The sequence below is a fragment of the Paenibacillus sp. TAF43_2 genome, assembly GCF_052113545.1.
In the GTDB taxonomy this organism is placed as follows: domain Bacteria; phylum Bacillota; class Bacilli; order Paenibacillales; family Paenibacillaceae; genus Pristimantibacillus.
Map to the genome: position 1 here is coordinate 12263 of NZ_JBFRDK010000004.1, position 21870 is coordinate 34132.

20 protein-coding genes are annotated in these 21870 nt (G+C 47.8%); 11 read left to right on the forward strand and 9 right to left on the reverse strand.

Annotated features, from left to right (window positions below):
- Positions 1 to 24: 24 nt before the first annotated feature.
- From AB4Z17_RS01795 to AB4Z17_RS01810, 4 genes are all read right to left on the reverse strand, one after another.
- A complete protein-coding gene (locus AB4Z17_RS01795; protein ID WP_441957787.1) occupies positions 25 to 1398 on the reverse strand; it encodes an allantoinase in 1374 nt (457 codons plus the stop codon).
- Positions 1399 to 1601: 203 nt separating this feature from the next.
- The gene (locus tag AB4Z17_RS01800) at positions 1602 to 2669 is read right to left on the reverse strand and encodes an ABC transporter substrate-binding protein (protein WP_441957789.1); all 1068 of its coding nucleotides are present in this window, start codon (positions 2667 to 2669) and stop codon (positions 1602 to 1604) included.
- A gap of 57 nt (positions 2670 to 2726) precedes the next feature.
- Positions 2727 to 3581 carry an ABC transporter permease gene (locus tag AB4Z17_RS01805; RefSeq protein ID WP_441878021.1) on the reverse strand — a complete coding sequence of 285 codons (855 nt, stop codon included), beginning with the start codon at positions 3579 to 3581 and terminating at the stop codon, positions 2727 to 2729.
- Positions 3582 to 3622: 41 nt separating this feature from the next.
- Entirely contained in the window at positions 3623 to 4384 is a 762-nt protein-coding gene (locus tag AB4Z17_RS01810; protein WP_339206353.1) for an ABC transporter ATP-binding protein, read from the reverse strand.
- A gap of 218 nt (positions 4385 to 4602) precedes the next feature.
- Between AB4Z17_RS01810 and AB4Z17_RS01815 the strand changes: the two genes are divergently transcribed.
- Positions 4603 to 6273, forward strand: a complete 1671-nt coding sequence (locus AB4Z17_RS01815; RefSeq protein ID WP_441957791.1) for a PucR family transcriptional regulator — start codon at positions 4603 to 4605, stop codon at positions 6271 to 6273.
- 206 nt (positions 6274 to 6479) lie between these two features.
- Here the strand turns inward: AB4Z17_RS01815 and AB4Z17_RS01820 are convergent, their stop codons facing one another.
- The gene (locus AB4Z17_RS01820; RefSeq protein ID WP_441910586.1) at positions 6480 to 7277 is read right to left on the reverse strand and encodes a YheC/YheD family protein; all 798 of its coding nucleotides are present in this window, start codon (positions 7275 to 7277) and stop codon (positions 6480 to 6482) included.
- Between the two features lie 191 nt (positions 7278 to 7468).
- Here AB4Z17_RS01820 and AB4Z17_RS01825 point away from each other — a divergent pair, with 191 nt between their 5' ends.
- Genes AB4Z17_RS01825 through AB4Z17_RS01835 form a run of 3 tightly spaced genes read left to right on the forward strand, consistent with a single transcriptional unit; the run spans position 7469 to position 10712 of the window.
- Positions 7469 to 8713: a hypothetical protein gene (locus AB4Z17_RS01825; protein WP_441957793.1), complete on the forward strand. Its 1245-nt coding sequence runs from the start codon at positions 7469 to 7471 to the stop codon at positions 8711 to 8713.
- A gap of 13 nt (positions 8714 to 8726) precedes the next feature.
- The gene (sbnA, locus tag AB4Z17_RS01830; protein WP_441957795.1) at positions 8727 to 9674 is read left to right on the forward strand and encodes a 2,3-diaminopropionate biosynthesis protein SbnA; all 948 of its coding nucleotides are present in this window, start codon (positions 8727 to 8729) and stop codon (positions 9672 to 9674) included.
- Between the two features lie 48 nt (positions 9675 to 9722).
- Positions 9723 to 10712: a 2,3-diaminopropionate biosynthesis protein SbnB gene (locus AB4Z17_RS01835; protein WP_441957797.1), complete on the forward strand. Its 990-nt coding sequence runs from the start codon at positions 9723 to 9725 to the stop codon at positions 10710 to 10712.
- 132 nt (positions 10713 to 10844) lie between these two features.
- Here AB4Z17_RS01835 and AB4Z17_RS01840 read toward each other — a convergent pair whose 3' ends face one another.
- Positions 10845 to 11210, reverse strand: coding sequence for an IDEAL domain-containing protein (locus tag AB4Z17_RS01840; RefSeq protein WP_076268500.1), 366 nt, complete (start codon positions 11208 to 11210; stop codon positions 10845 to 10847).
- Positions 11211 to 11434: 224 nt separating this feature from the next.
- The gene (locus tag AB4Z17_RS01845; RefSeq protein WP_441910590.1) at positions 11435 to 11671 is read right to left on the reverse strand and encodes a DUF6953 family protein; all 237 of its coding nucleotides are present in this window, start codon (positions 11669 to 11671) and stop codon (positions 11435 to 11437) included.
- Positions 11672 to 11875: 204 nt separating this feature from the next.
- On the opposite strand from AB4Z17_RS01845, the gene AB4Z17_RS01850 reads away from it, so the two are divergent.
- From AB4Z17_RS01850 to AB4Z17_RS01870, 5 genes are all read left to right on the forward strand, one after another.
- Positions 11876 to 12325: a MarR family winged helix-turn-helix transcriptional regulator gene (locus tag AB4Z17_RS01850; RefSeq protein WP_076268501.1), complete on the forward strand. Its 450-nt coding sequence runs from the start codon at positions 11876 to 11878 to the stop codon at positions 12323 to 12325.
- A 53-nt stretch (positions 12326 to 12378) separates the two neighbouring features.
- Positions 12379 to 13356, forward strand: coding sequence for an aldo/keto reductase (locus AB4Z17_RS01855; protein WP_441957799.1), 978 nt, complete (start codon positions 12379 to 12381; stop codon positions 13354 to 13356).
- A gap of 88 nt (positions 13357 to 13444) precedes the next feature.
- A complete protein-coding gene (locus AB4Z17_RS01860) occupies positions 13445 to 13936 on the forward strand; it encodes a hypothetical protein (protein ID WP_441957801.1) in 492 nt (163 codons plus the stop codon).
- A 179-nt stretch (positions 13937 to 14115) separates the two neighbouring features.
- Positions 14116 to 14592, forward strand: a complete 477-nt coding sequence (locus tag AB4Z17_RS01865) for a glutathione peroxidase (RefSeq protein ID WP_339206340.1) — start codon at positions 14116 to 14118, stop codon at positions 14590 to 14592.
- A 248-nt stretch (positions 14593 to 14840) separates the two neighbouring features.
- Positions 14841 to 15338 (forward strand): MerR family transcriptional regulator, encoded by a 498-nt coding sequence (locus AB4Z17_RS01870; RefSeq protein ID WP_441957803.1) that lies wholly within the window; start codon positions 14841 to 14843, stop codon positions 15336 to 15338.
- Positions 15339 to 15446: 108 nt separating this feature from the next.
- On the opposite strand, the gene hisS is transcribed toward AB4Z17_RS01870, so the two are convergent.
- Entirely contained in the window at positions 15447 to 16736 is a 1290-nt protein-coding gene (hisS, locus tag AB4Z17_RS01875) for a histidine--tRNA ligase (RefSeq protein WP_441957868.1), read from the reverse strand.
- A gap of 401 nt (positions 16737 to 17137) precedes the next feature.
- On the opposite strand from hisS, the gene AB4Z17_RS01880 reads away from it, so the two are divergent.
- Entirely contained in the window at positions 17138 to 17839 is a 702-nt protein-coding gene (locus tag AB4Z17_RS01880) for a peptidylprolyl isomerase (protein WP_441957805.1), read from the forward strand.
- Positions 17840 to 17946: 107 nt separating this feature from the next.
- Positions 17947 to 19467, forward strand: a complete 1521-nt coding sequence (locus tag AB4Z17_RS01885; protein ID WP_441957807.1) for a glycoside hydrolase family 43 protein — start codon at positions 17947 to 17949, stop codon at positions 19465 to 19467.
- Between the two features lie 173 nt (positions 19468 to 19640).
- Here the strand turns inward: AB4Z17_RS01885 and AB4Z17_RS01890 are convergent, their stop codons facing one another.
- A complete protein-coding gene (locus tag AB4Z17_RS01890) occupies positions 19641 to 21866 on the reverse strand; it encodes an asparaginase domain-containing protein (RefSeq protein WP_441957808.1) in 2226 nt (741 codons plus the stop codon).
- Positions 21867 to 21870: the final 4 nt, after the last annotated feature.

The following is a 21870-nucleotide window of genomic DNA, read 5'->3' on the forward strand; positions in this document are numbered from 1 at the left end:
GCTCCTCCTTCCATTAACTTAAGCCTAGTGCCTAATCCACTCGCCTTGCATACTCTCGCTTAGCCCTTCCGATTCTTCATAGACAAGGCGACCCCTTACATAGGTAGCCTTTATTTTGCAATGAAGCTCTTCACCGACATATGGACTATGCTTATGACGTTGATACAGCTGCTCCACTTCCAGCGTATAAGACTTGTTTAAATCAATCAGCACAAGGTCAGCGTCTGCACCAATGCGTATTTCACCCTTCGAATCTTGCAGTCCAAATCGTCTTGCCGGCCCGCTTGCCAGCAGCTCGCTGATCAGCGTGAGCGGCAGCCCCCGCTTCACATGACCTTCTCCCACAATGAGCTCTACCGAGCTTTGCGCTCCGGCGATACCGCCCCAAGCATCAAAGAAGTTGTCCGCCTCCTTCATCGAGGCTGGACAAGGCGAATGATCCGACGAAATCATATCCACTCGCCCTTCGGCAATGGCATTCCACAGCTTCGCCCGCTCCTCGGCATCTCGCAGCGGCGGAGAGCATTTCGCCACCGCTCCCTTACGATCCAAATCAGCCGCCGTTAAAGCTAAATAATGCGGACAGGTTTCAACCGTAACGTTCATCCCGCGCTCACGCGCAGCCGTAATCAGATTAATGCCCGCCTCGCTGCTAATATGAACAAAATGAAGCGCACAGCCCGTTTGCTCCGCATAAAAGAGTGCCCGATTGATAGCCTCCAGCTCAGCAATAATAGGCCGCGAGGCCACATAATCAGCAGGCGTCAATCGCCCTTCCGCCCGCATCGCTTGACCAAGCTTAGCAACAATCGGCTCGCTTTCGGCATGAAGAGCTAGTACCTTGCCTAGACCCGCGATGATCTTCATGCCTTCGAGCAGCGTATAATCATCTACCTCTCGAAACGCATCCTCACTCGGATCACCTGGCGATGACATGAATGCTTTAAAACCAACCACTCCGGCTTCAGCCAAAGGCGCAAGCTCATGCAGCTTGCCAGGCACCAAACCGCCCCAGATGGCATAATCCACATAGGACCGCCCCTCTGCAGCCGCCAGCTTCTGGTGCATAGCATTCACTGTAACTGTAGGCGGAATGCCATTTAGCGGCATATCCACATAGGTAGTACAGCCGCCAGCCGCGAGAGCAGCAGACCCCGTCTCAAAGCCTTCCCACTCTCCCAAGCCCGGCTCATTCAGATGGACGTGTACATCAATCATGCCAGCCATAATGGTTAAGCCCGCTGCATCCACTACCGAATTCGCCTCTATATCATCGAGATTCTCGCCAAGCACAACAATACGTCCCGCTTTGATTCCTATGCCCAGCATCCGCACTTCATCCTTCAATACGACGCTGCCGTTTTTGATCAATACATCCAGTTTCTCTCGTCCAACCATCTCACCCTCCGCCTTTCATTGCCCAGTCACTTTTATGCCGTTTATGAGCCTAATCTGCCAAATCGCGAAGCAGCTGCGCTGCTAATGAAATAGACCGCGGACAACGAGGTCCGCGGCCCTATTAACTACCTATTTGTGTAAAACTAATTTTAAAGGAGATGAGCATGTTTTAGCCGCACTCTATTACTTTTTCAGCTCTATTTCTATTTCAGTTCAGTAACTATCAAGCTTGCATCTACCTCTTTCAGCAGGCTCAGATCATGATAGGAAGCTGGAGCAGGAATCGATTTGATGTTGCCGACCGATTTCAGATACTCGCCGACAGCAGGCCCGTTGCTTCCAAACACATAAGTATCGCCAACTTCCATCGAATACACATTCCGTGACATGATTTGAGTCAGCTCATCCTCACTAAGGTGCAGCTCAGGCGCTAATGTTTTAATCGCTTCCTCACGGTTGTCATTGATATAATCCGTCGCTTTCTTCAAAGCGCGCAGGACAGCTTTTAAAGTGTTCGGGTTTTTCTTAAGGAAATCATCTGAAACTTGGATCGTCGTATGCACGCTCATCCAATTCACATCACCCTGCTTGTCAGGAAGCTCGCTCTTCGTGCCGCTGAAGAGGAACTTGCCGCCGCCTTGAATCGCCTTCGTAATAAACGGCTCCCAAGCAGCCAGCGCATCGATGTCACCCTTCTCCAAAGCGACAACCGCGTCGCTCGGTGCAAGATTTACATATTTGATTTTGCTTGCGTCTACGCCAAGCTCTTTAGCCATGTTATTGATTGCAATCGTAACGTCAGCTCCGCTTGGAATACCAATCGTTTTGCCTTCAAGATCCTTCGCGCTCTTCAGCTCAAGCTTGCTTGAACCTACAACCGCTTGCGTGCCAGCAATTTGTGCGAGCGGCGCAATGATTTTGACCGGAATGTCTGTTGATTTCAAAATAATATCCATAAAGTTCGTTTGAATACTTACAGGTGCGCTGCCGCCGGCAACCATCGGTCCGATATCCGGCCCGCTCTCGATCAGTTGACTCGTTACATTAAGTCCTTCTTCCTTGAAATAACCAAGCTTGTCGGCAATAATTTGCTGCGATGAGATTTGTGCATCACGAACACCAACCAGCGTTAGATCTTTCATCTCAAGCTCAGTGGATGCCGACGCATTTGCATTTGCTGGCGCCTTCTCGTTGCCGCCGCACGCAGCAAGCACAAAAGTTAACGACGTAAGGACAATTGCAGATTTAAACCATTTTCCCGATTTTTTCATTGGTATTCCCTCCACTTATCTCTTTTTAGTTGTACTGCTTCAGCTTCGTATGTAGCGTTACTTCTCGATGGCATCTCGAAGTCCGCCTTTACGCCAAGCCATTACCCTCTTCTCAACCAGCTTCAGCAGGTAAGAGAACAAGCTATATTCTAGGCCAATCAGAATGATGGCAATGAACATATTCGATATTTTAAAATAATTTCTCGCATCTACGATGATGTAGCCAAGCCCTGATTTGGCCCCCATCATCTCGGAGACGATGAGCGCTGAGAACGATAAGCCCAGACTCACCTGCGCGCCAACGAGGAAATTCGGAATGGCTGACGGCAGCATCACTCTCGTGAAAATTTGCCGCTCCGTCGCACCCAAGCTGAGCGCAGATCGGATCAGCGTGGAAGGCACCGACTTAAAGCCGTCTAGCGTGTACACCAGCACCGGGATAAACGTTGTCCACGCAATAAGCAGAACCTTCGGAAACTCGCCGATCCCGAACCAGATAATAAACAAGGGCAGCAGCGCCAAGGTCGGAATCGGGCCAACTAAGTTGAGAATGGGCGAAAACCACCGTTCAACCGTTTTGAACTTGCTCATGATGACGCCAACCCCTACCGCCACCGCGCTTCCGATAACAAACCCAAGTGCAATTCGAATCGTACTAGAGATCAAGCTGTCTGTAATAATCCCCGTCTTCGCGAGCTCCCAGCCCTCCGATAGCAGCACGGTCGGTGCAGGAAGAAAGTTCGGATTAAAAAACTTTGCCGTTTCATTCACTCTAGAGAACAGCTCCCAAAAAACGAAAAACATTATGGATGGGAGGATGTTATATTTCTGAAAAAACTGATTCATTGCCGATGGCCGTTTGCCTCGCGCCTGCTTGCTTATTACCGTTGTCCCCGTCCGTGAAGCCTGCATGCTTCCTGTGTCCTTCACGGTAGATAATTTGGCTCCGTTCATTATGACCCCACCTTTGCTTGCGCTAGCTCCAGATGCTCCTCATCCATAAGAACCCGTTCAATGCGGCTCATCATTTCGCCAAAACCAGCAGAATGGGAAGATCGCGGATGTTTAATTCCGACCTCAAAAATTTCTGCAATTTCACCATGCTTCATCACGACAACACGATCCGCGAGATAAACCGCTTCGCTTATGCTGTGTGTCACGAACAGGATTGTTGGTTTGAGCTGACTGCAAATCTTTTGCAGCTCTACTCGCATCGTCTCTCGCGTCAGTACGTCCAGTGCGCCAAACGGCTCATCCATTAGCAAAATATCCGGTTTGCTCGCAAGCGCCCTTGCAATGCCTACCCGCTGCTTCATGCCCCCCGACAATTCACCAGGATAATGTCCGGCGTATTGTTCCAGCCCTACCAGCTTCAGAAACTCCATTGCGGTTTCCTTTGCCTGTGCTTTTGGCATCTTCTGCACTTCTGGGCCGAAGGCAATGTTGTCCTTTATGGTCATCCAAGGGAATAAGGCATGATCCTGAAATACCATTCCTCTTGACTTGGAAGGCCCCTTAATTTCTTCTCCATCTACGGTAATCGCACCATCATCAGGCAGAAGGTAACCCGCAATCATATTTAACAGCGTCGATTTGCCGCATCCGCTATGGCCAAGTATGCAAATAAACTCATGCGAGTTAACTGTAAGATCTACATTTTTCAAAATCGTTCTGCTTCCAAAGCTTTTCCCAACCTGATTCACCACTAATTTCATTTGTACCAACCCCAATCCCTTGTTGTTGTCAGGTTATATAACACAAATTTGTTTTGTAGCTACATCATAATCCGAATCCATGTCATTGTCATTGTGCATAGTAGCTAAAAATATCCCATATTCCTTGCATAATCCGCACAATCATATATTTACACCCCGCTGCATAGATGATATATTGTGTCATATAATCTAACATAAAAAGCATTGGCGGTGTGGTTATGCTCCTAAAAGAACTCTTATCTCTCCCGGTATATGCGAATGCAAAAATACTTGCTGGACATGATGGCATGACAAATAGCGTCCAATCGGTCAACATCATGGACGCTCCAGATATTATTAACTATTTGAAACCGCAGGAATTGCTTCTCACGACGGGTTATGCGATGAAGGATCAACCAGAGGCTCTGCTCTCACTCGTCAAAAGCATGGCTGAGTTCGGATGTGCCGGCCTAGCGATTAAGACCAAACGTTTTTTGCAGGAGGTGCCAAGCGACGTGCTTCAGTGTGCGGAAAAGCTGCATTTCCCGATTATCGAACTGTCTCTGGCGCATTCGCTGGGTGATATATGCAACGATTCGCTTAGCCATATTTTAGAGAAGCGCACGGATGAGCTGCATTATGCATTGACGACACATAAACAGTTTTCACAAATGATCATGCAGGGCAAAAGCACCGTCGACGTCATCGAAGCGTTGTCGCTTCTTATCGACTCCCCGGTTATGMTGATCAATCCACATGGCGGACTTCTACATCGTTCAAACGCTATGACAACGGATTTGTATGTTGCATTGTCGTCCGATCTTCAAGCAGAGCTGATCTCACCCTCGTTGCACAGCTCTTACAGCATCCCATTTACTTCTCAAGATTTCATTGGCGCACCTTTTACAGCCGTTGAACTGTACCCCATTGTTACCTTTCAACTAGAAGGAGTGTTGGTCGCTTTGACGAGCGACAGCAGCAAACACTTCAGCAACTTAACGAAACATGCAATGGAACAAGCCGCCAACGTTATCGGACTTGAGCTTATCAAGAAACAAGCGGTCAAAGAGCGGTCGCGGCGTTATAAAAATGAGTTTTTCTCCGACTTTGTTGATGGCCTCATTACCTCTGAGCAAGAGCTTATTCATCGCAGCAAAAACTATGATTTGCTGAATCATCCCGTTTACGTCAGCATTGTCGCCAAGCGCGATACCTCTTTTGATTCTTTTCGTCCGCCCAGCGCACTCGAATCCGATGGCCGCTTTATATCCGAGCGCGACCGCCATTACAATGTGCTGAAAAGCGAATTTTCGAAGCTTGATTTGCGTTTTGTACTTTTTACGAAAAACGAATACTTCTGCTTCCTTATCGCGCTTAAGGCAAATCAAGATGCTGCCAAAGGCACCGAAGATAAGTTTTTAGGGCAGCTGAAGCAAATGGTGCTTTGCCTAAGCGAGCAGCACGGCATCCCCATCTCGATTGGCATCGGGAATCCAGTATCACAGCTTACACATGTCCCTTTATCCTATAAGGAAGCGATCGAAGCGCTGCAAACAGGCTACGACGCGCGAAAGAAGCAATTTGTCCAACCTTACCGCGCCAAAGATTTCAGCAACTTGCTGCGGATGATCCCGAAGGAGGAGCTCAAGGAATATTACGAGGAGACGTTCAAGGATTTATTAAGCATTGAAGGCAAGGAGCGCAGCGATTTAATGAAGACGCTCAGCACTTTCTACGATACGCATTGTCAGCTTGCCGAAACGGCAAAGCAGCTGTTCGTGCATCGCAACACCGTCACCTATCGCCTCGAAAAATGCGAAAGGCTCACCGGCCGCGATTTGCGCGATCCCGTGGAGAGCCTTCGCTTCCGCACCGCATTTTCGATGCAGTTGATGTTCATGACAGACTAAGTGCAAACTTGAGCACTGGACTCGTATTACTTTCCACGCTGTAAGAGCATATTTGTGCTTACCAGCAAGTTTTTAAGCTGCCTCGTATGCCAAATGCACCTAATAAGCATATATATGTGCTTATTAGGTGCTAACTCTGGCACTTAGGTGCTGCAAGAGCATCCGCGCCCTTAAAGCGGTTAGTCGAGCTTGCCCACCGCACCGCTCTACCTAACCCCGCGCTTCGCCTTTTTACAGTTCAGCTTGTAGGTTTTTCCGTACGCCTTGCCGTAGCGTACGATTTTACGAAGCATCGATTGGTCGTCAAGCAGCAAGAACGGGCATGGATCAGGCAGCGTATTAACTTCAAGTATCCACGGCTTAAGCTCGCGATCAAGTGCAAGATCCACACCTAACTCCTTAATTCCCGGATACGTCTGGTGGAGCTTCATTGCGGTGAGAACGCCAAGCTTATCCATCCCATTCAACATTCGCCGCCTCACTGGTGCACTCATATATCGCTTCAGCAAATACCCCGTTGGATAGATTGTCCCTCCCTGACTGCCATTCGTTACAATTTTCCGAGGATGAGCTACCCTGCCCAAAGTTCCAGTCGCCTCCCAAACCCCGTGCGGCGACTGCTGCACCACGAGCCTTATATCAAACGGACGCCCCTTATGCCTCAGCAAGCGAATCCCTTTTTGCACTAGGTAAGCCTTTCTTTTCGAATCTCTCAAAATAGAGCGATAAGCCGCTTTATAGGTGAAAAAAGCCAATCTTTTCTCGCCAAGCTGGTACGAATAGGGCCGAAAACCCTCCTCGTCAAGCTCTACCCTCATCACACCTCTGCCCTGTCCACCTCTGATCGGCTTTACATACACCATCCCCCACTGTTTCAACATTTTACGCAGGCTCTTCCTTGTCATCATCTCCGCTTCCGGCAAATGATTCTTTAACACCGAGTCGCGTCTCATCACTTCCGATTTGGCCCACTTATCCGCAACCGTACGACGATGTTTTTTCATAAACGATATAGCAGCCACCCTCTCTCTCGCAAAATACTACTGCCTCATAATTCACTCTTATTAGCATACGAAGCTTGAACGAAATGGATGTAGGCGTTTGTCCCCATAATCAGAACCTAGAGGCGCAAACGACATATGCTTAATTAACGCATTCATTCGAGATATTTGTCCTACAGGAGGCTCAACAACAAATGTCACCATTAGCTCTGCTTCATCCGCATATCAAGCGAATCGTCCAGCATCACCCCTGGTACAACACCCTTCTTCAACAGGATGGAATAGATCCGCAAGTTTGCCAGTTGTCTGATCTTCCGCTCATCACGTCGGACATTTTGGAGCAGCATTATTTTACGGGGAGAGCTCGAGAAGAGGAAGGTTTGTCCGTTTACAGAACCTCAGGCACTTCATCAGGCGTTCGTAAGGCGATTTATTATTCAAAGGAAGATGACGAGAGTTATATCGATGCAAAAACAGCCTGCTTTCAGGATTGGCTGACCGCCAGTACAGCCAGTACTGACGCTGAGCCTCCCGTTCCTATTCGCAGAGCATTAGCCGACATGGGTACAGGGCATGCAGCAAATACAGCGCTGACCATCTTTGACCGGCTTGGCTTGGAAGCGGACTCCCTGTCGTTTTCGCTCCCGATTGAAGAGCATATTGCGAGGCTGGAATCTTATCGGCCAGAGCTTCTTTATACGATGCCGTCGATTTTGGATGCTATCGTCTCTCACGCGGAGGAACCAAAGCAGTTTGGCATCAAAAAAATAATAGTGGTCGGCGAAATCGCCCCGCTCCAGTGGCAGCACAACATGGCCGAACGGTTTGGAATCGAGCCGCAGCATATTTTAGACACGTATGGCTCGATTGAAGTTGGAGCGATCGCCTCCTATTCACATGAGCTTGGGCTATATGTTATCGCTGATGGCATCTATGCCGAGGCAATACCGGCGGAGCAAATCGACTACAGCTTTGAACCGCTGAAAGAGAACGAAGCCGTTCTCGTATTGACCTCTTTTGTACGTTCATTGTTCCCTGCCATGAGATATGTCACCTACGACGTCGTGCGTGATTTTCAAACCATCTGCATAGAAGGCAAGCAGCGGCAATGCTTCAGCTGTATCTCCAAGCGAATCGGTACAGATCTGAAGCATGGGGAAAAAATCAGCCTATACGATATCGAAAGTGTCGTGCACCAATACATCCATGACGCTCAGCTTCGAGTAAGGCTCCGCGAGAATAAGCTGCATGTTCATATTCAAAGCAAATCGCTGAAAGATGAAATGCTTGTCCATATTAAGCATGCTATCGAGCATAAAATTGGGGACATTGGACAAATGATTCAAAATCGCATGCTTAAGGGCATTACGGTAACACGCGCAGCGGAAAATGAACAACTTGAACGCGGGACGGTGAAATCCAAAAAAATTTATTTTTAAGGGGTGCTGGCCTTTGGAGAGAAATTTGTTGTCCATCATCGGGAATACGCCGCTTGTTCAGCTCTCGAAGCTGTTTGCGAACGATCGCGGCATTAAAGTATTCGCAAAGCTTGAATTGCTAAACCCGGGAGGCAGCGCGAAAGACCGCTCCGCCGCCCGTATTATTAATAGAGCATGGGATGAAGGCTTGATCGGGCCCGGCTCCGTCATCATTGAGTCCAGCTCAGGGAATATGGCAATTAGTCTCGCTGCCATCAGCTCCTATCTCGGCATGAAATTCGTAAGCGTCATTGATCCGAAGGCGACGCAGCAAAATATCCGCATCATGCGTGCTTATGGCGCAGAGATCGAACTGGTTGAAGAGCCTGATATTGAGACAGGTGAGTTTCTGCCCGCAAGGTTAAATCGAGTACAGCAATTATTAGAGCGCATTCCCAATAGCTTCTGGCCGAATCAATATGCGAATAAAAACAACTATTTGTCTCACTATGAGGGTACGATGCACGAAATTGTTGAAGAGCTGGGCCATGTCGATTTTGTTGTCGGCGGCGTCAGCACCTGCGGCACCATGTTAGGCTGCTCGCAATATGTACGCGAGCATAAGCTATCTACGAAAGTGGTAGCTGTCGATGCGGCAGGCAGCGTTATTTTTGGAGGAGTGAACAGCAACCGCCGCTTCCCAGGACTTGGAACAGGAATCATACCGCCCTTTGCCCAGACGAGGTTTATGGATCAAGCTATAAAGGTAGCCGATAAAGATATGGTCGATGGCTGCAGACTGCTCGTTGCGCAGGAATCGATTTTGGCAGGACCTTCCTCTGGCGCGATTATCCATGCCTTAAAATCGATCGAGCACGAGCTGCCCGATGATGCCATATGCGTCGTTATTATACATGATCGCGGAGAGCGATACATGGATACCGTATTCAACGATGAGTGGGTAAAGCAGCAATTCGGCTGAATTCGCTCTGAAATCCAGCACACTCCCTAATCCAAAAACGAGAGGAACATGACCGTGCTATATCTCGGCGATGAACATATTCGCACGATCGGATTGCACTGGGAAGAGCTTGTTGACAGCATAGAGGCTGCGGTGCAAATTATCGATTCAGGCGATTATGCACAGCCGATAAAGCCCTACCTGCGTTACCGCAATCCAGCTAATCGTATCATAGCTATGCCGGCTTACATCGGCGGATCGGTAAAGACTGCCGGCATGAAGTGGATCGCCAGCTTCCCAGGCAATATCGACGCCGGTTTGCCAAGGGCACACAGCGTCACACTGCTCAACAACGCAGAAACAGGCATTCCTTACGCCATGCTGGGCACCCCGCTGCCGAGCGCTGCCCGGACAGCTGCAGTCAGCGGTTTATTCATCCGTCATTATCTAAAAACACGTACCGCATCAAAACGCTTAAAGGTTGGAATCATCGGCTTCGGGCCTGTAGGCCGCCTTCATTATGTTATGTGCTGCCGCTTATTCAGGGAGCATTTAGAGGATATACAGGTGTATGATATACGCGGATGCGAGCTGGATAACACTGACCTCTCTGCTGTGGACGCTGCACTGCGCCATCGTACGCGTCTCGCCAGCAGCTGGCAGCAGTTATATAACGAGTGCAATCTCATTATTAATTGCACAGTAAGCTCTCAGCGTTATATCGACACTCCTCCCGCTGAAGGCACTCTTCTGCTCGATGTTTCTTTACGGGATTATACAGCAGCAGCTATAAGCGGCATTAACGCGATTATCGTCGACGATTGGAATGAGGTTTGCCGCGAAAACACTGACATTGAGCTGCTGCATCTTGAGAGCGGCTTAACAGAAGCACAAACCAGCTCCCTAACCGATGTGATTTGCCGCGGAGCGCTTGCCAGCATCTCCGATTCGGAGCCTATATTATTTTGTCCGATGGGCATGGCCGTGTTTGATATGGCGATAGCCGATTATTTCGTCCAGCGAGCGCAAGCGCTTGGAATCGGATTACAGCTTAAGTAATGCTCCCAGCGGCAAAATGGCTATATGCCGCTTCTCGGGTATACAAAAAAAAAGGATGACACCAGCGTTACGCACGGCATCATCCTTTTTTTCGTTAGTGCTATGATGTGATGTGAGGCAAGCCTGCTCTGATTAAGCAGATTGACCAAGTCGATTGACTGGAAATGAATATACCTTCGAACGCTCTCCAGCCTCAGCTGCTTCTTCGCTAGCTTTCTTCGCATTGGTCAGCTCCATAAACCAAGCCTCGTCCCATGTATCTAAAGCTAAGTCAATTGCATTTTGAAAAACCTGCGCATCATTTATAGTAATTTCGGATACGTTTTTGAGCCATGATGAACGAACGGCTACAGTTTTCCCTATAACCTCTACGTTATCCGACTTTACAACGCTCACGGTTACAAATCCTTGCAAAATATCGATGGTTTCGACAAAACCATGAATGAGCTCGCCATCTTTTGTTTTACCTTGTACCCAATCGCTTATGTTGAATTTCATCTCCAAACACCACCTATCCCTAATAGTAAGAATACCCCGTTAACTGTAACTTTTTTTGGTACACTTGCTTTAAAAAAGTAGACGTTTCTTTTATGATTAAGCTACGTCCTTTTGGTGACTTCCATACTGTAAGTTTAATAATTACAGTTACCTTTGTCAAGTTGTTCATGAGAAATGGACGTTTTGGCTTTAACGCCCAGCTTCCCACTACAATAATATGCGGTTTAGCTCCAGCCCCAGAAGAACCCGTCTCTCTCCCAAGCTGCCTTTCCCTTATGGAGCTTACGGAACATTTTTTTCACTTCTTTGTCGATTGAAGCGTTGCCGTGCTCATTCACATATATAAACGATTCGCCAAAATGGCTTTTTATATGCTCAACTGCGGCGCTTTGATGCAAAATCCCTTTTTCCTTCAATTCGTTCAGCATCCATTCTGCAACCTCATTAGCAGTATGCGACATCGTTCTCACTCCTTCATTAAATAAACGCTGTAACTATAGCACACTTCATCCTCCCTCTACAATATAAGAAGCCGCTGTGCGCATTGACAGTGTATTGTCCATTCCTCTATATTATATTTATCACAATTTAATTTTGTTAAACTTAGAACATTAGCTCATTGCCTTTTAAACAAACAAATTCACCTTCCCACGGAGGACAACAACATGGACAGCAACGAAATTTTAAAACTGGACAATCAAATATGCTTCGCTTTCTATGCCTGCTCTCGCGAGATTACTAAGCTTTATCGCCCAATGCTCGAGAAGATCGACCTTACCTACACGCAATACGTTACAATGCTCGCCCTATGGGAGCAGGACCATGTCACGGTAACCGCGCTTGGCAATAAGCTTTATCTGGACTCAGGCACGTTGACCCCGCTTCTTAAGAAGCTGGAGGCTGCAGGACATATTACGCGTACGCGTGACCGCAACGATGAACGCAGCGTACTCGTGGAACTCACAGAGCAAGGCCGAGCGTTAAAGGAACAAGCCGTCGACATTCCTCATCAGCTCGCATGCAAGCTTGACGGTACACCTGAAGAAGGTGCTGCATTGCTGGAACAAATGCATCAGTTCCTAGACCGAATACAGCAAGGATCAGCTAGAGCATAACGGAAAAAGACAGCTGCCCATTACTTATTCTGATGTTCTGAAGGGAGCAAGCCATGACATTATCTACGGTTAGGCGATTTGGCCAAACGAGTTTGCAGTTATCTCCGCTTGGCCTTGGCTGCTGGCAATTCAGCAATGGCAAAGGGCTCGTCGGAAAGTTTTGGCCCGCTCTGAAGGGTGAAATCATTAATGATATCGTAAAAACAAGCTACGAAGGCGGCATTAACTGGTTTGACACCGCTGAAATTTATGGAAACGGCCAATCCGAGCAGCTGCTCGCCAGCGCTTTGCACGAAGCCCTGCCAGCAGAGGATAAGGTCTATATTGCGACCAAGTGGTGGCCGGCAATGCGTACCGCCAGCAACATTGGCCGTACAATTGATGTGAGAATTAAACAGCTTGAGGGGCGTACAATCGACCTCTATCAGGTGCACCAGCCTTTCTCCTTCTCTTCAGTCAGCAGTGAGATGAAGGAAATGGCGAAGCTGGCCGCTGCCGGAAAAATCAAAAATATAGGTGTAAGCAATTTCTCCGCTAAACAAATGCGCGAGGCCGATCGCGTTCTACGGGAGCATGGCTTGCAGCTCGCCTCCAATCAAGTAAAATACAGCCTGCTTGACCGCCGCATCGAGAAAAATGGCATTCTCGAGACGGCGCAAGAACTCGGTTGTGCAATCATTGCTTATTCTCCGCTTGAACAGGGTATATTAAGCGGGAAGTTTCATCATGATCCTTCTCTGATCAAAGCCATTAGCGGCCCGCGCAAATGGAGCTCCGCTTTTCAAGCAAACGGCCTAAAACGCTCTAAGCCGCTTATTGATTCGCTTGAGCAGGTAGCTGCTCGTTATGAGGCTACTGCAACACAAATCGCGTTAAATTGGCTCATCCATGCTCATGGAGATACCGTATTCGCGATTCCCGGAGCATCAAAAATTCACCACGCCGAGCAAAACGTGAAAGCTATGCGTTTTAAGCTGACAATAGATGAAATTAACGAAATTAGCGAAGCTTCAGCACTTGCAGCTCGCTAATCCAGCCTCTCGATTCAAAGCAAGGAATGCAGGGTATATAAGTACATGTAACCTCATTCTAGCTTAGATACGAGAGGAGAACTCCCCTATGACGAAAGCCATTGGAGTATTTGACAAAGAAGAAGGTGTCTTGGAAGCGATCAAACGGTTTCAAGCAGCGAGAACAAATAGACATAATCTTAGAATCGTTCTGAAGAACAAGGAATCGGCTCCGCTTCTTGTTTCCGATTCAAGCATCCCTATTGAGGAAGTTTATGAAATTCGAGAAGCGCAAGAGGTGAACCAATCCGGAACAATCACTCCGCTTAGCGCCGCTCCATTTGCAGCAGGTTCAGGTTATACCGCTGGAAGCACTGGCATAAGCGGCGGCCCTACCGGCATAGCCGCAGGCGCTGTGAAGCTTGATAACGAGCCTGATACTAAAGACGTGCTCCATGATATTGGCATAGAAGACAAATTCATCGAACCGTGCAAAGAAGCTATCGATCGAGGCTACTACTTGCTAGTGGCTGACACCGATAACGAAGCCGCAGCAGGAGCCCTGCTACTTCAGTCGGGTGCATATAAAGTTCTTTATTAAAAGCAAGCCAGAGGCTGTCCCTAGCAAATAGGGGCGGCCTCTTATTCATTTACAGACCAATAAAAACAGCTTCTGGCCACAAGCTAACTCACCTCTATTTATTTCATTTGACACCCCTATATAGATTGAGTACAATTAAATTATAAAAAATATAAAATCGGTTGATGGAGGTTGTTCCTATGTCCTTGTACAATATTGAAGTAAAGACCATTAGAGGCGAAAATCAGACTCTAGCCCCTTATAAAGGCAAGGTCATGCTCATCGTGAATACAGCTACCAAATGCGGCTTCGCCCCGCAGTTCAAAGGACTTCAAAAACTTCATGACACCTATAATAAACAAGGCTTTTCCGTACTAGGCTTYCCCTCCTCGCAATTCGCCAATCAAGAGCTTAGCGATGACAGCAAGGTTGCAGAAGCATGCGAAATCAATTTCGGAGTATCGTTCCCTTTATTCTCCAAAGTGGATGTAAACGGCAGCACTGCGCACCCTTTATTCCAACACTTGACGAATGAAGCGCGCGGCTTCCTCGGCACAAGGTCGATCAAATGGAATTTCACCAAATTTCTTGTCGACCAGAACGGCAAGGTATTAAAGCGCTTTGGATCAAAGGATACGCCTGAGAAAATCGAACGATATGTACAGAAGCTGCTGTAAAGCTCTGTTTAGGTCTTAACCGCTTCAGTTAATATATCCCGCAAATAAAGAAGCCTTCTTCCCCACTCAGAGCGTGGATAAGAAAGCTTCTTTTTTAATTGCCGCAATATTCGCATTACTGCTGCGAGCATGAAAAAACAATCGGATGATCACTTCTTTTAGCGATTAACCACTACCTTTGTCAGCCGTGCAGGAGAGCATGTTTTCAGCACGAATAACTCTAGTAATTAATAAGCGAGGTGATGACAATGGCGTTGTTAAAAACCAAAGAAGCCGCTCAGCTTCTTGCTGTTAGTGAAACAACAGTCAGACGTTGGATATCCCAGTTCCCCTCTTCTTTCGGCAAGGATACGCTCGGTCACTATTCTTTTGATGAGACGGCTCTTCATAACCTGCAGCTGATTAAGCAAGAATTGGAGGAAGGGATCAGCCTGCAAGACATCAATCTTTCTCCCGTTCCGCAAGATCTGCAGGCATCCGCACCTGTATACGAGGATCACGAGGAACTGCTCCATCGACTGAGCCGTTTGGAAGCTTCCCTATCCCAGAAAGCGGATGAAGTCGTCACTTACCAGCTGCTGAGCCACCGGCAGGAGCTCGATGAGCTTAGGCTCGTTCTGACTCAGCTAACCGCAAGCATGGACGCTCTGCAATACCCCAAGCAGCATATCGCCGCCGCATCGCTTCCAGCAAAGGATCGCACCAAACGACGCAAGCTGATCAGCTTCCTATTCCCTTTCCTATAACGACTAATCCTCTAGCTCTCGTAATGTCTCATGACGGGCAGCCAAGCTAAAGAAGACGACGAGTACAACTTGGCTGCTCCAATATAAAAATTTTTAACTTATCGATCCTTATCCACTTACCTTTTCTAAAATATAAATGGCTTCATCGACACTCATTTCCCTCTCGACCCGCTCCTCCATATCCTTCAAGCGCACTAAGCCCGCCTCCCATTCCGCCTCTCCGACCAGAAGAGCGTAACGTATGCCGCTGTTCGCTACCGATGCAAGTATATTTTTCAGCTTTCGTCCGCTAGAATCGAGCTTCACTCGAATGCCGCTCGCACGCAAATCCGCTGCGGTTTGCAGCAGTTCTGCCGCCGTTACGCTTACGGGAATGAGCACCACGTTAACCGACGCCTTCGCTGCAGCTGCACAACGCTCTTCAAGCAAAGCCATAATTGACTCCATCCCAAACGACAAGCCGACCGCTGCATACTCAGCATCATCCCTGCCTATAAGCTGTCCAATAATGGCATCATACCGACCGCCGCCGCCAAGGCTCGATGCGAAGCCGTTCGAAGCATCAAATATTTCATAAACCGTACCTGTGTAGAAAGACAACCCGCGTGAGAGAAAAGGGTCAAACACACAAACAGACTCTAATCCAAGCTTGCGCAAAATATCACGAACCTCGATTACCTCCTGCGCCCCAGCACTATATTGCAGGTCATATTTATCTATCAACGTCCCTAGCGTAGGATCCTCCAGCTCAATCAATTCTAAAATCGCAGCGATGACCCCGTCAGCCAAACCCTTCTCAGCAAGCTCCGCCTTCACACTGTCTATTCCGATTTTTGCGAGCTTATCCAAAGTCAGCATAACCGACAACGAATCCTCTCCCTGGACGCCAATTGCTGCAAGCATTTCGCCAAGAAACCGCCTATTATTCCATTTCAATTGGATATCCAGCTCTAGGGTGCGAAACACATCGACAGCCAGCTGCATCAATTCCACCTCAGCTTCCGGCCCCTTCACCCCAACAACATCCACATCACATTGCAAAAATTCTCGCAGCCGCCCGCGTTTAACGGGACCATCGCGGAATACCTTCCCCATTTCATATCGCTTGAAAGGCAATTCAATACTTGGATTTAATGCCATCACCTTGGCAAAAGGGATCGTCAAATCATAGCGCAAGCCTAATCGTCGTTTTCGCTGATCTGTAAGCTGGTACATTTCCTTAACAATCTCATCGCCGCCTGCATATTTGGATGTCAAGAAAGCAAGATCAGTCAGCTCGGTAGACACCATCTCATCAAAGTCATACAGCTCAAACTTTTCCCGCAGAGTCTCCTGAATCATTCTTCTAAGCGCTTGCTCCCTGCCGTAATAATCATAGGTTCCCTTTACATTTTGCATCACGATCATTCCTCTCACTACGTTATTGGAATAAAAAAAACGCGCAGGACCTCTTGGTCCTGCGCGCATCGTATGCTGCAGGGAGGCCAACGCGAGAAGCGCTAGCCCACCCTGAATGTTGATCAGGGGTGCTAACGCTTGGTGAAATGATGAAGCTGATTCAATTGGAATGTGTACATAAGACCCAATCCCTTCGACTGAATTAATGTGATTATAGCGAATCAGCGCTTGTCGCGCAAGACCTTAACTTATTAGAGACAATCAACACAATGATATAACGATGAATTCGCATTTAAATCACGCAATATGATATTATACAAGTTGGATATAAAAGGTGAATGCTGCGCAAACCTGATCGTCTCAAGGTCATTTGCATTCGCAAATTTAAGGAGGATATTGAAATGCTGTTTAAGAACAAACGTCTTGGGATCATGCTTCTTCTCGCACTAACTCTGCTCATTGTAGCATCAGGCTGCGGCGCAAACGGGAGTAATGAGAAAACAGGATCAGGCAGTGGCAACACAAGCACAACTCCCCCTACTGAAGCACCTGCTGAGGAAGGCCCTGAGCTTCTCGGCTCGGACAAGCATCCTGTTGTAACGATTGAACTTAGCAATGACAAAATCATTAAGCTTGAGCTTTACCCAGAGGTTGCACCTAATACCGTAAACAACTTTATTTCTCTTATTAATAAAGGCTTCTATGATGGCGTTATTTTTCACCGCGTGATTCCAGGGTTTATGATTCAAGGCGGAGATCCAGAAGGTACTGGCACCGGCGGTCCAGGATACAGCATTCCAGGCGAATTTAACAGCAATGGTTTCGAGAACRAGCTGAAGCATACTCGCGGTGTTATCTCCATGGCTCGTACGAATGATCCAGATTCTGGAGGCTCGCAATTTTTCATCATGCATGCTGATGCATCTTCACTCGATAATGAATACGCAGCTTTCGGAAAAGTAACCGAAGGCATCGAGGCGGTCGATGAGGTTGCCAATCAGAAGGTTGGCCCGGGCGATAAGCCGGAAACGCCAATTTCGATGAAAAAAGTAACTGTAGACACGCTCGGCATGACGTTCGAAGAACCAGTTAAGACGAAATAAGAGAAGGGCTGAGCCCTTCTCTTTTTTTATCTCCTAGGGTATAATACATTTATTAATCAATTAATATTTTTAGTAACTACTTAACGTTAACCTAGGAGGATTTCTGCTTGAGAAAACAAACCATCATTTTGTTAACGGTATGCATGATGACATTTATGAGCGCTTGCAGTGGAAATAACGCCAGAAATGCAGCTCCACCAGCAGAGAGCAATCAGCCATCCGCAGCTAATGATCCTTCAAACCAACCAAAAACGGAAGCGATTACAGTGGAGGAGCCTCTATTCACTAACGCCTCCGTTCATGATCCGTCGATTATTAAAGTTCGTGACACCTTCTATATTTTCGGCTCGCATCTCGCTGCGGCGAAGTCGAAGGATCTCATGGCCTGGGAGCAGTTGAACTCCAGTGTCTATGAAGGGAATCCCATCATACCGGATGTACTGACAGAAATGAGCGAGGAGCTAGCTTGGGCCGAGACTGATACGTTCTGGGCAGGCGATGTCATCCAATTGCCGGACGGCAAATTTTATATGTATTACAGCATGTGCAAGGGCGACTCGCCTCGGTCGGTGCTTGGTTACGCGGTTGCCGATCAGGTTGAAGGGCCTTATAAAAATAAGGGCACAATTCTCAAATCGGGCATGTGGAATGATTTGAGCGAGGATGGAACGTTGTATGACGCGGCAGTGCATCCAAACGTAGTCGATCCAAATTTGTTTTATGATAAAGACGGCATTCTGTGGATGGTTTATGGCTCATACTCCGGCGGTATCTTTATTATGAAAATGAATCCAAAAACAGGTCTGCCCTATCCCGATCAAGGCTACGGCAAACGACTGCTCGGCAACAACCACAGCCGCATCGAGGCGCCTTATATGATGTACAACAAAGAAACGGACTATTACTATTTATACCTTTCCTATGGCGGACTAGACTCCACAGGCGGATACAACATTCGTGTGGCACGCTCAAAAAATCCCGACGGCCCGTTCCTCGATTCAGAGGGCAAGGAAATGATTGACGCATTTGGCGCCTTCGGCACGCTGTTTGATGATGCTTCTATTGCGCCTTATGGAGTGAAGCTCATGGGAAACTTCCGAATGGACAATGTCGACGGAGAAATTGCTAATATTGGGACGGGTTACACTTCACCTGGTCATAACTCCACTTACACCGATCCTGACACGGGTAAAATATTTATTATTTTCCACACTCGTTTTCCATCTCGCGGAGAAAGCCACGAGATAAGAGTTCATCAAATGCTTATGAACACGGAAGGCTGGCCTGTCGTCGCGCCTCATCGTTATGCAGGCGAAACCGCAGAGAGCGTAAAAACCGAGCAAATCATCGGCGAATACAAATACGTGAACCATGGCAAAGACATTACAGCTGATGTGAAACCAGCAGCACTGCTTTCTCTCAACAAAGACGGCACGATCTCTGGAAGCGTAAGCGGCTCATGGAGAACCACTGGCGCTGCTACTATCGATCTTACAATTGATGGTTCGCTGTATCACGGCGTTTTACTCCGTCAGTGGAATGAAGGCACACTCAGCTATGTGATGACATTCAGCGCACTATCCAAAGAAGGAGCTGCCGTTTGGGGCAGCCACGTCTCCAAAGAGTAGCTTTTATATTACTTTGCCTCGTCACTAACCTGATTCTTTGGCCTGATCCCCAATCATCATCTCCGTCGGGTGATAGAAAGAGCCGCATGGCGTGTATTAGGATATGGCGTAAAAAAAGCGGTTCTTAAAGGTTCTAATCAACCTTTAAAAACCGCTCTTTTTCTGTTAAGCCATTATTTGTTTTTAAGCATATTCATAATAACCGTAATCGCGTCTGCCCGCGTTGCTGTAGCCTTTGGCGCAAAGATATTGCCCGTACGGCCCTGAATGATGCCTTTATCGCTAACTGCTTTAACCGCACCCTTCGCCCATACCGGGATATCCTTGTTATCAGCAAAGCTCGTTGTCGCATCCGGATCTAACGTTAATCCAGCACCGCTTGCAATCATTGACACCATTTCCATACGCAAAATGTTTGCGCCCGGACGGAAGGTCCCATCTGGATAGCCGCTAATAATGTCCGCTTTGACCGCTTGTGCAACAGCTTCCTTTGCCCAAGCCGCGATTTTATCATTATCAGCAAAGGCAAGCGCCGAGCCTGCACCATCCGCTTTCAACGCAACCATCAGCATAACGGAAAATTCCGCACGCGTTACGGTTTTATTCGGTTTAAAAGTACCGTCTTCATATCCCTTCACAATTCCAGATGCGACCGCCTCTTTAATAGCGGCCTCTGCCCAGTGCTTTGATATATCTGTAAAAGAAGGCACTTCTTCAGCTTTCTTGTCTACAGCGAATACAGCAAACTTAGTAAAATGATCAGATTGTACAGTAATAAAGTTATCCTTTACCGTACCACCCATCTCTACCCATTGCTTCTTCACTTCATCGTAATAGAATACGGACGCCGTCTGACCACTCTTGATCAAAGCGGTATCAAACTTAAAGGTCAGCGTGACTGGAACGAAGAAATCAGCTGGTATCGACTTGAGTATTTCAAAAATAGAAGATACTCGCTTGCTCGATGGCTCAACAATGCCGCCCGTTTCAGTCAGTTTCTCAATAGAAAGCAGCATTTGCTCCTTCGTCGCACCTGCTGGAATAGATACAGTAACGCTATCATCCAAGCCAAGCGTACCTGCGCTGCCTGCACCAATCGAAACCTGTCCTTTATTTGGTACATTGCCACCCGAACCACCTGTACCGCCTTCTACTGGAGGAGTTGGAGTCGGTGTAGGTGTAGGCGTTACAGGCGTTTCAGGCACATCAACCTTAATATCTTGTGTCCCTACCGTTTCAAACCAGTTCTTCACTGTAGCAAAATCATTCGAGAATGCCAGCGAAAGCATAAGCATGATGCGTGCATGCTGCGGGTTTAAATTATCTCCGGCAATAATGCCGTTTCCGCCGCCAGTAATCGTTCCAGAACCTGTTCTGGTCGTCGATACGAATGTAACGCCATGATCCTTAATTGCTGCGGACCGCGCCGCGCTCATCTTCGACGAAATGCCAGCCGCCCCAGTGCCGGCTGTTACAATCCCTTTGGCTCCATCAGCTACTAAAGCACGAATGGCACCGCCGCCGGCTTCTTGGTAGCTATAAACGATTTCAACGATAGGCAAATTGTCCTTCGAAATATTTTTCAATGCAAACGGCGTTTTCCAATCCGCTTGTCCAGCTTTGAGCGCTCTAGCATTCAGACGATACATGCGTACCGCTGCATCATCAACGTAACCAAGCACGCCGAACATCGGTGTCTCAAACGTATCCGTCCGGTGCGAATTGCTCTTTGTTACTTCGCGTGCCGCATGAATGACATCGTTTAGCATAACGACCGTGCCAAACCACTTTGTTTTGCCGCTCCCCGCCACTTTAATCGCTTGATACAGGTTGGCTGGAGCATCCGTTCCAATGACATCCCAGGGCCGCATTGAACCGGTGACAACTACCGGCTTCTCGCTTTGAACAGTTAGATCGAGAAAATAAGCAATTTCCTCCATCGTGTCCGTACCTGTCGTAACAACTGCACTATCATAAATTTCAAGCGCAGCATCCACCGCAAGGGAGAGATCATACAGGTCCTTCATACTGTAGCCGCTCGAGCCCTTGTTGCCGAATTGATAAGTAGAGACATCCGCTATTTTATTTTTCCCAGGCAGCTGAGCTACCATATCCGCCATTTTATACGTTCCTGCAGCATAGCTTTGGAAATTAGTAGGATCATTATTGCTCGCTTTACCAGCAATCGTCCCGCCAGTCGCCACTACAATGACATTTGGCAATGGAGAAGCTTTATGCTCCTCGGATAATGCCGGGATATCAAAGGTAGGCAGCTGAGGTGCTGCGGTCTCGGCACGAACTGAGCTGGCATAGCCAGTCAGTATCGTACTGAGGAGAGCCACAATGAGGAGGGGAATGAAAACTTTCTTTGTTGTAGTTGATTCACTTCTTATGGTCATAACC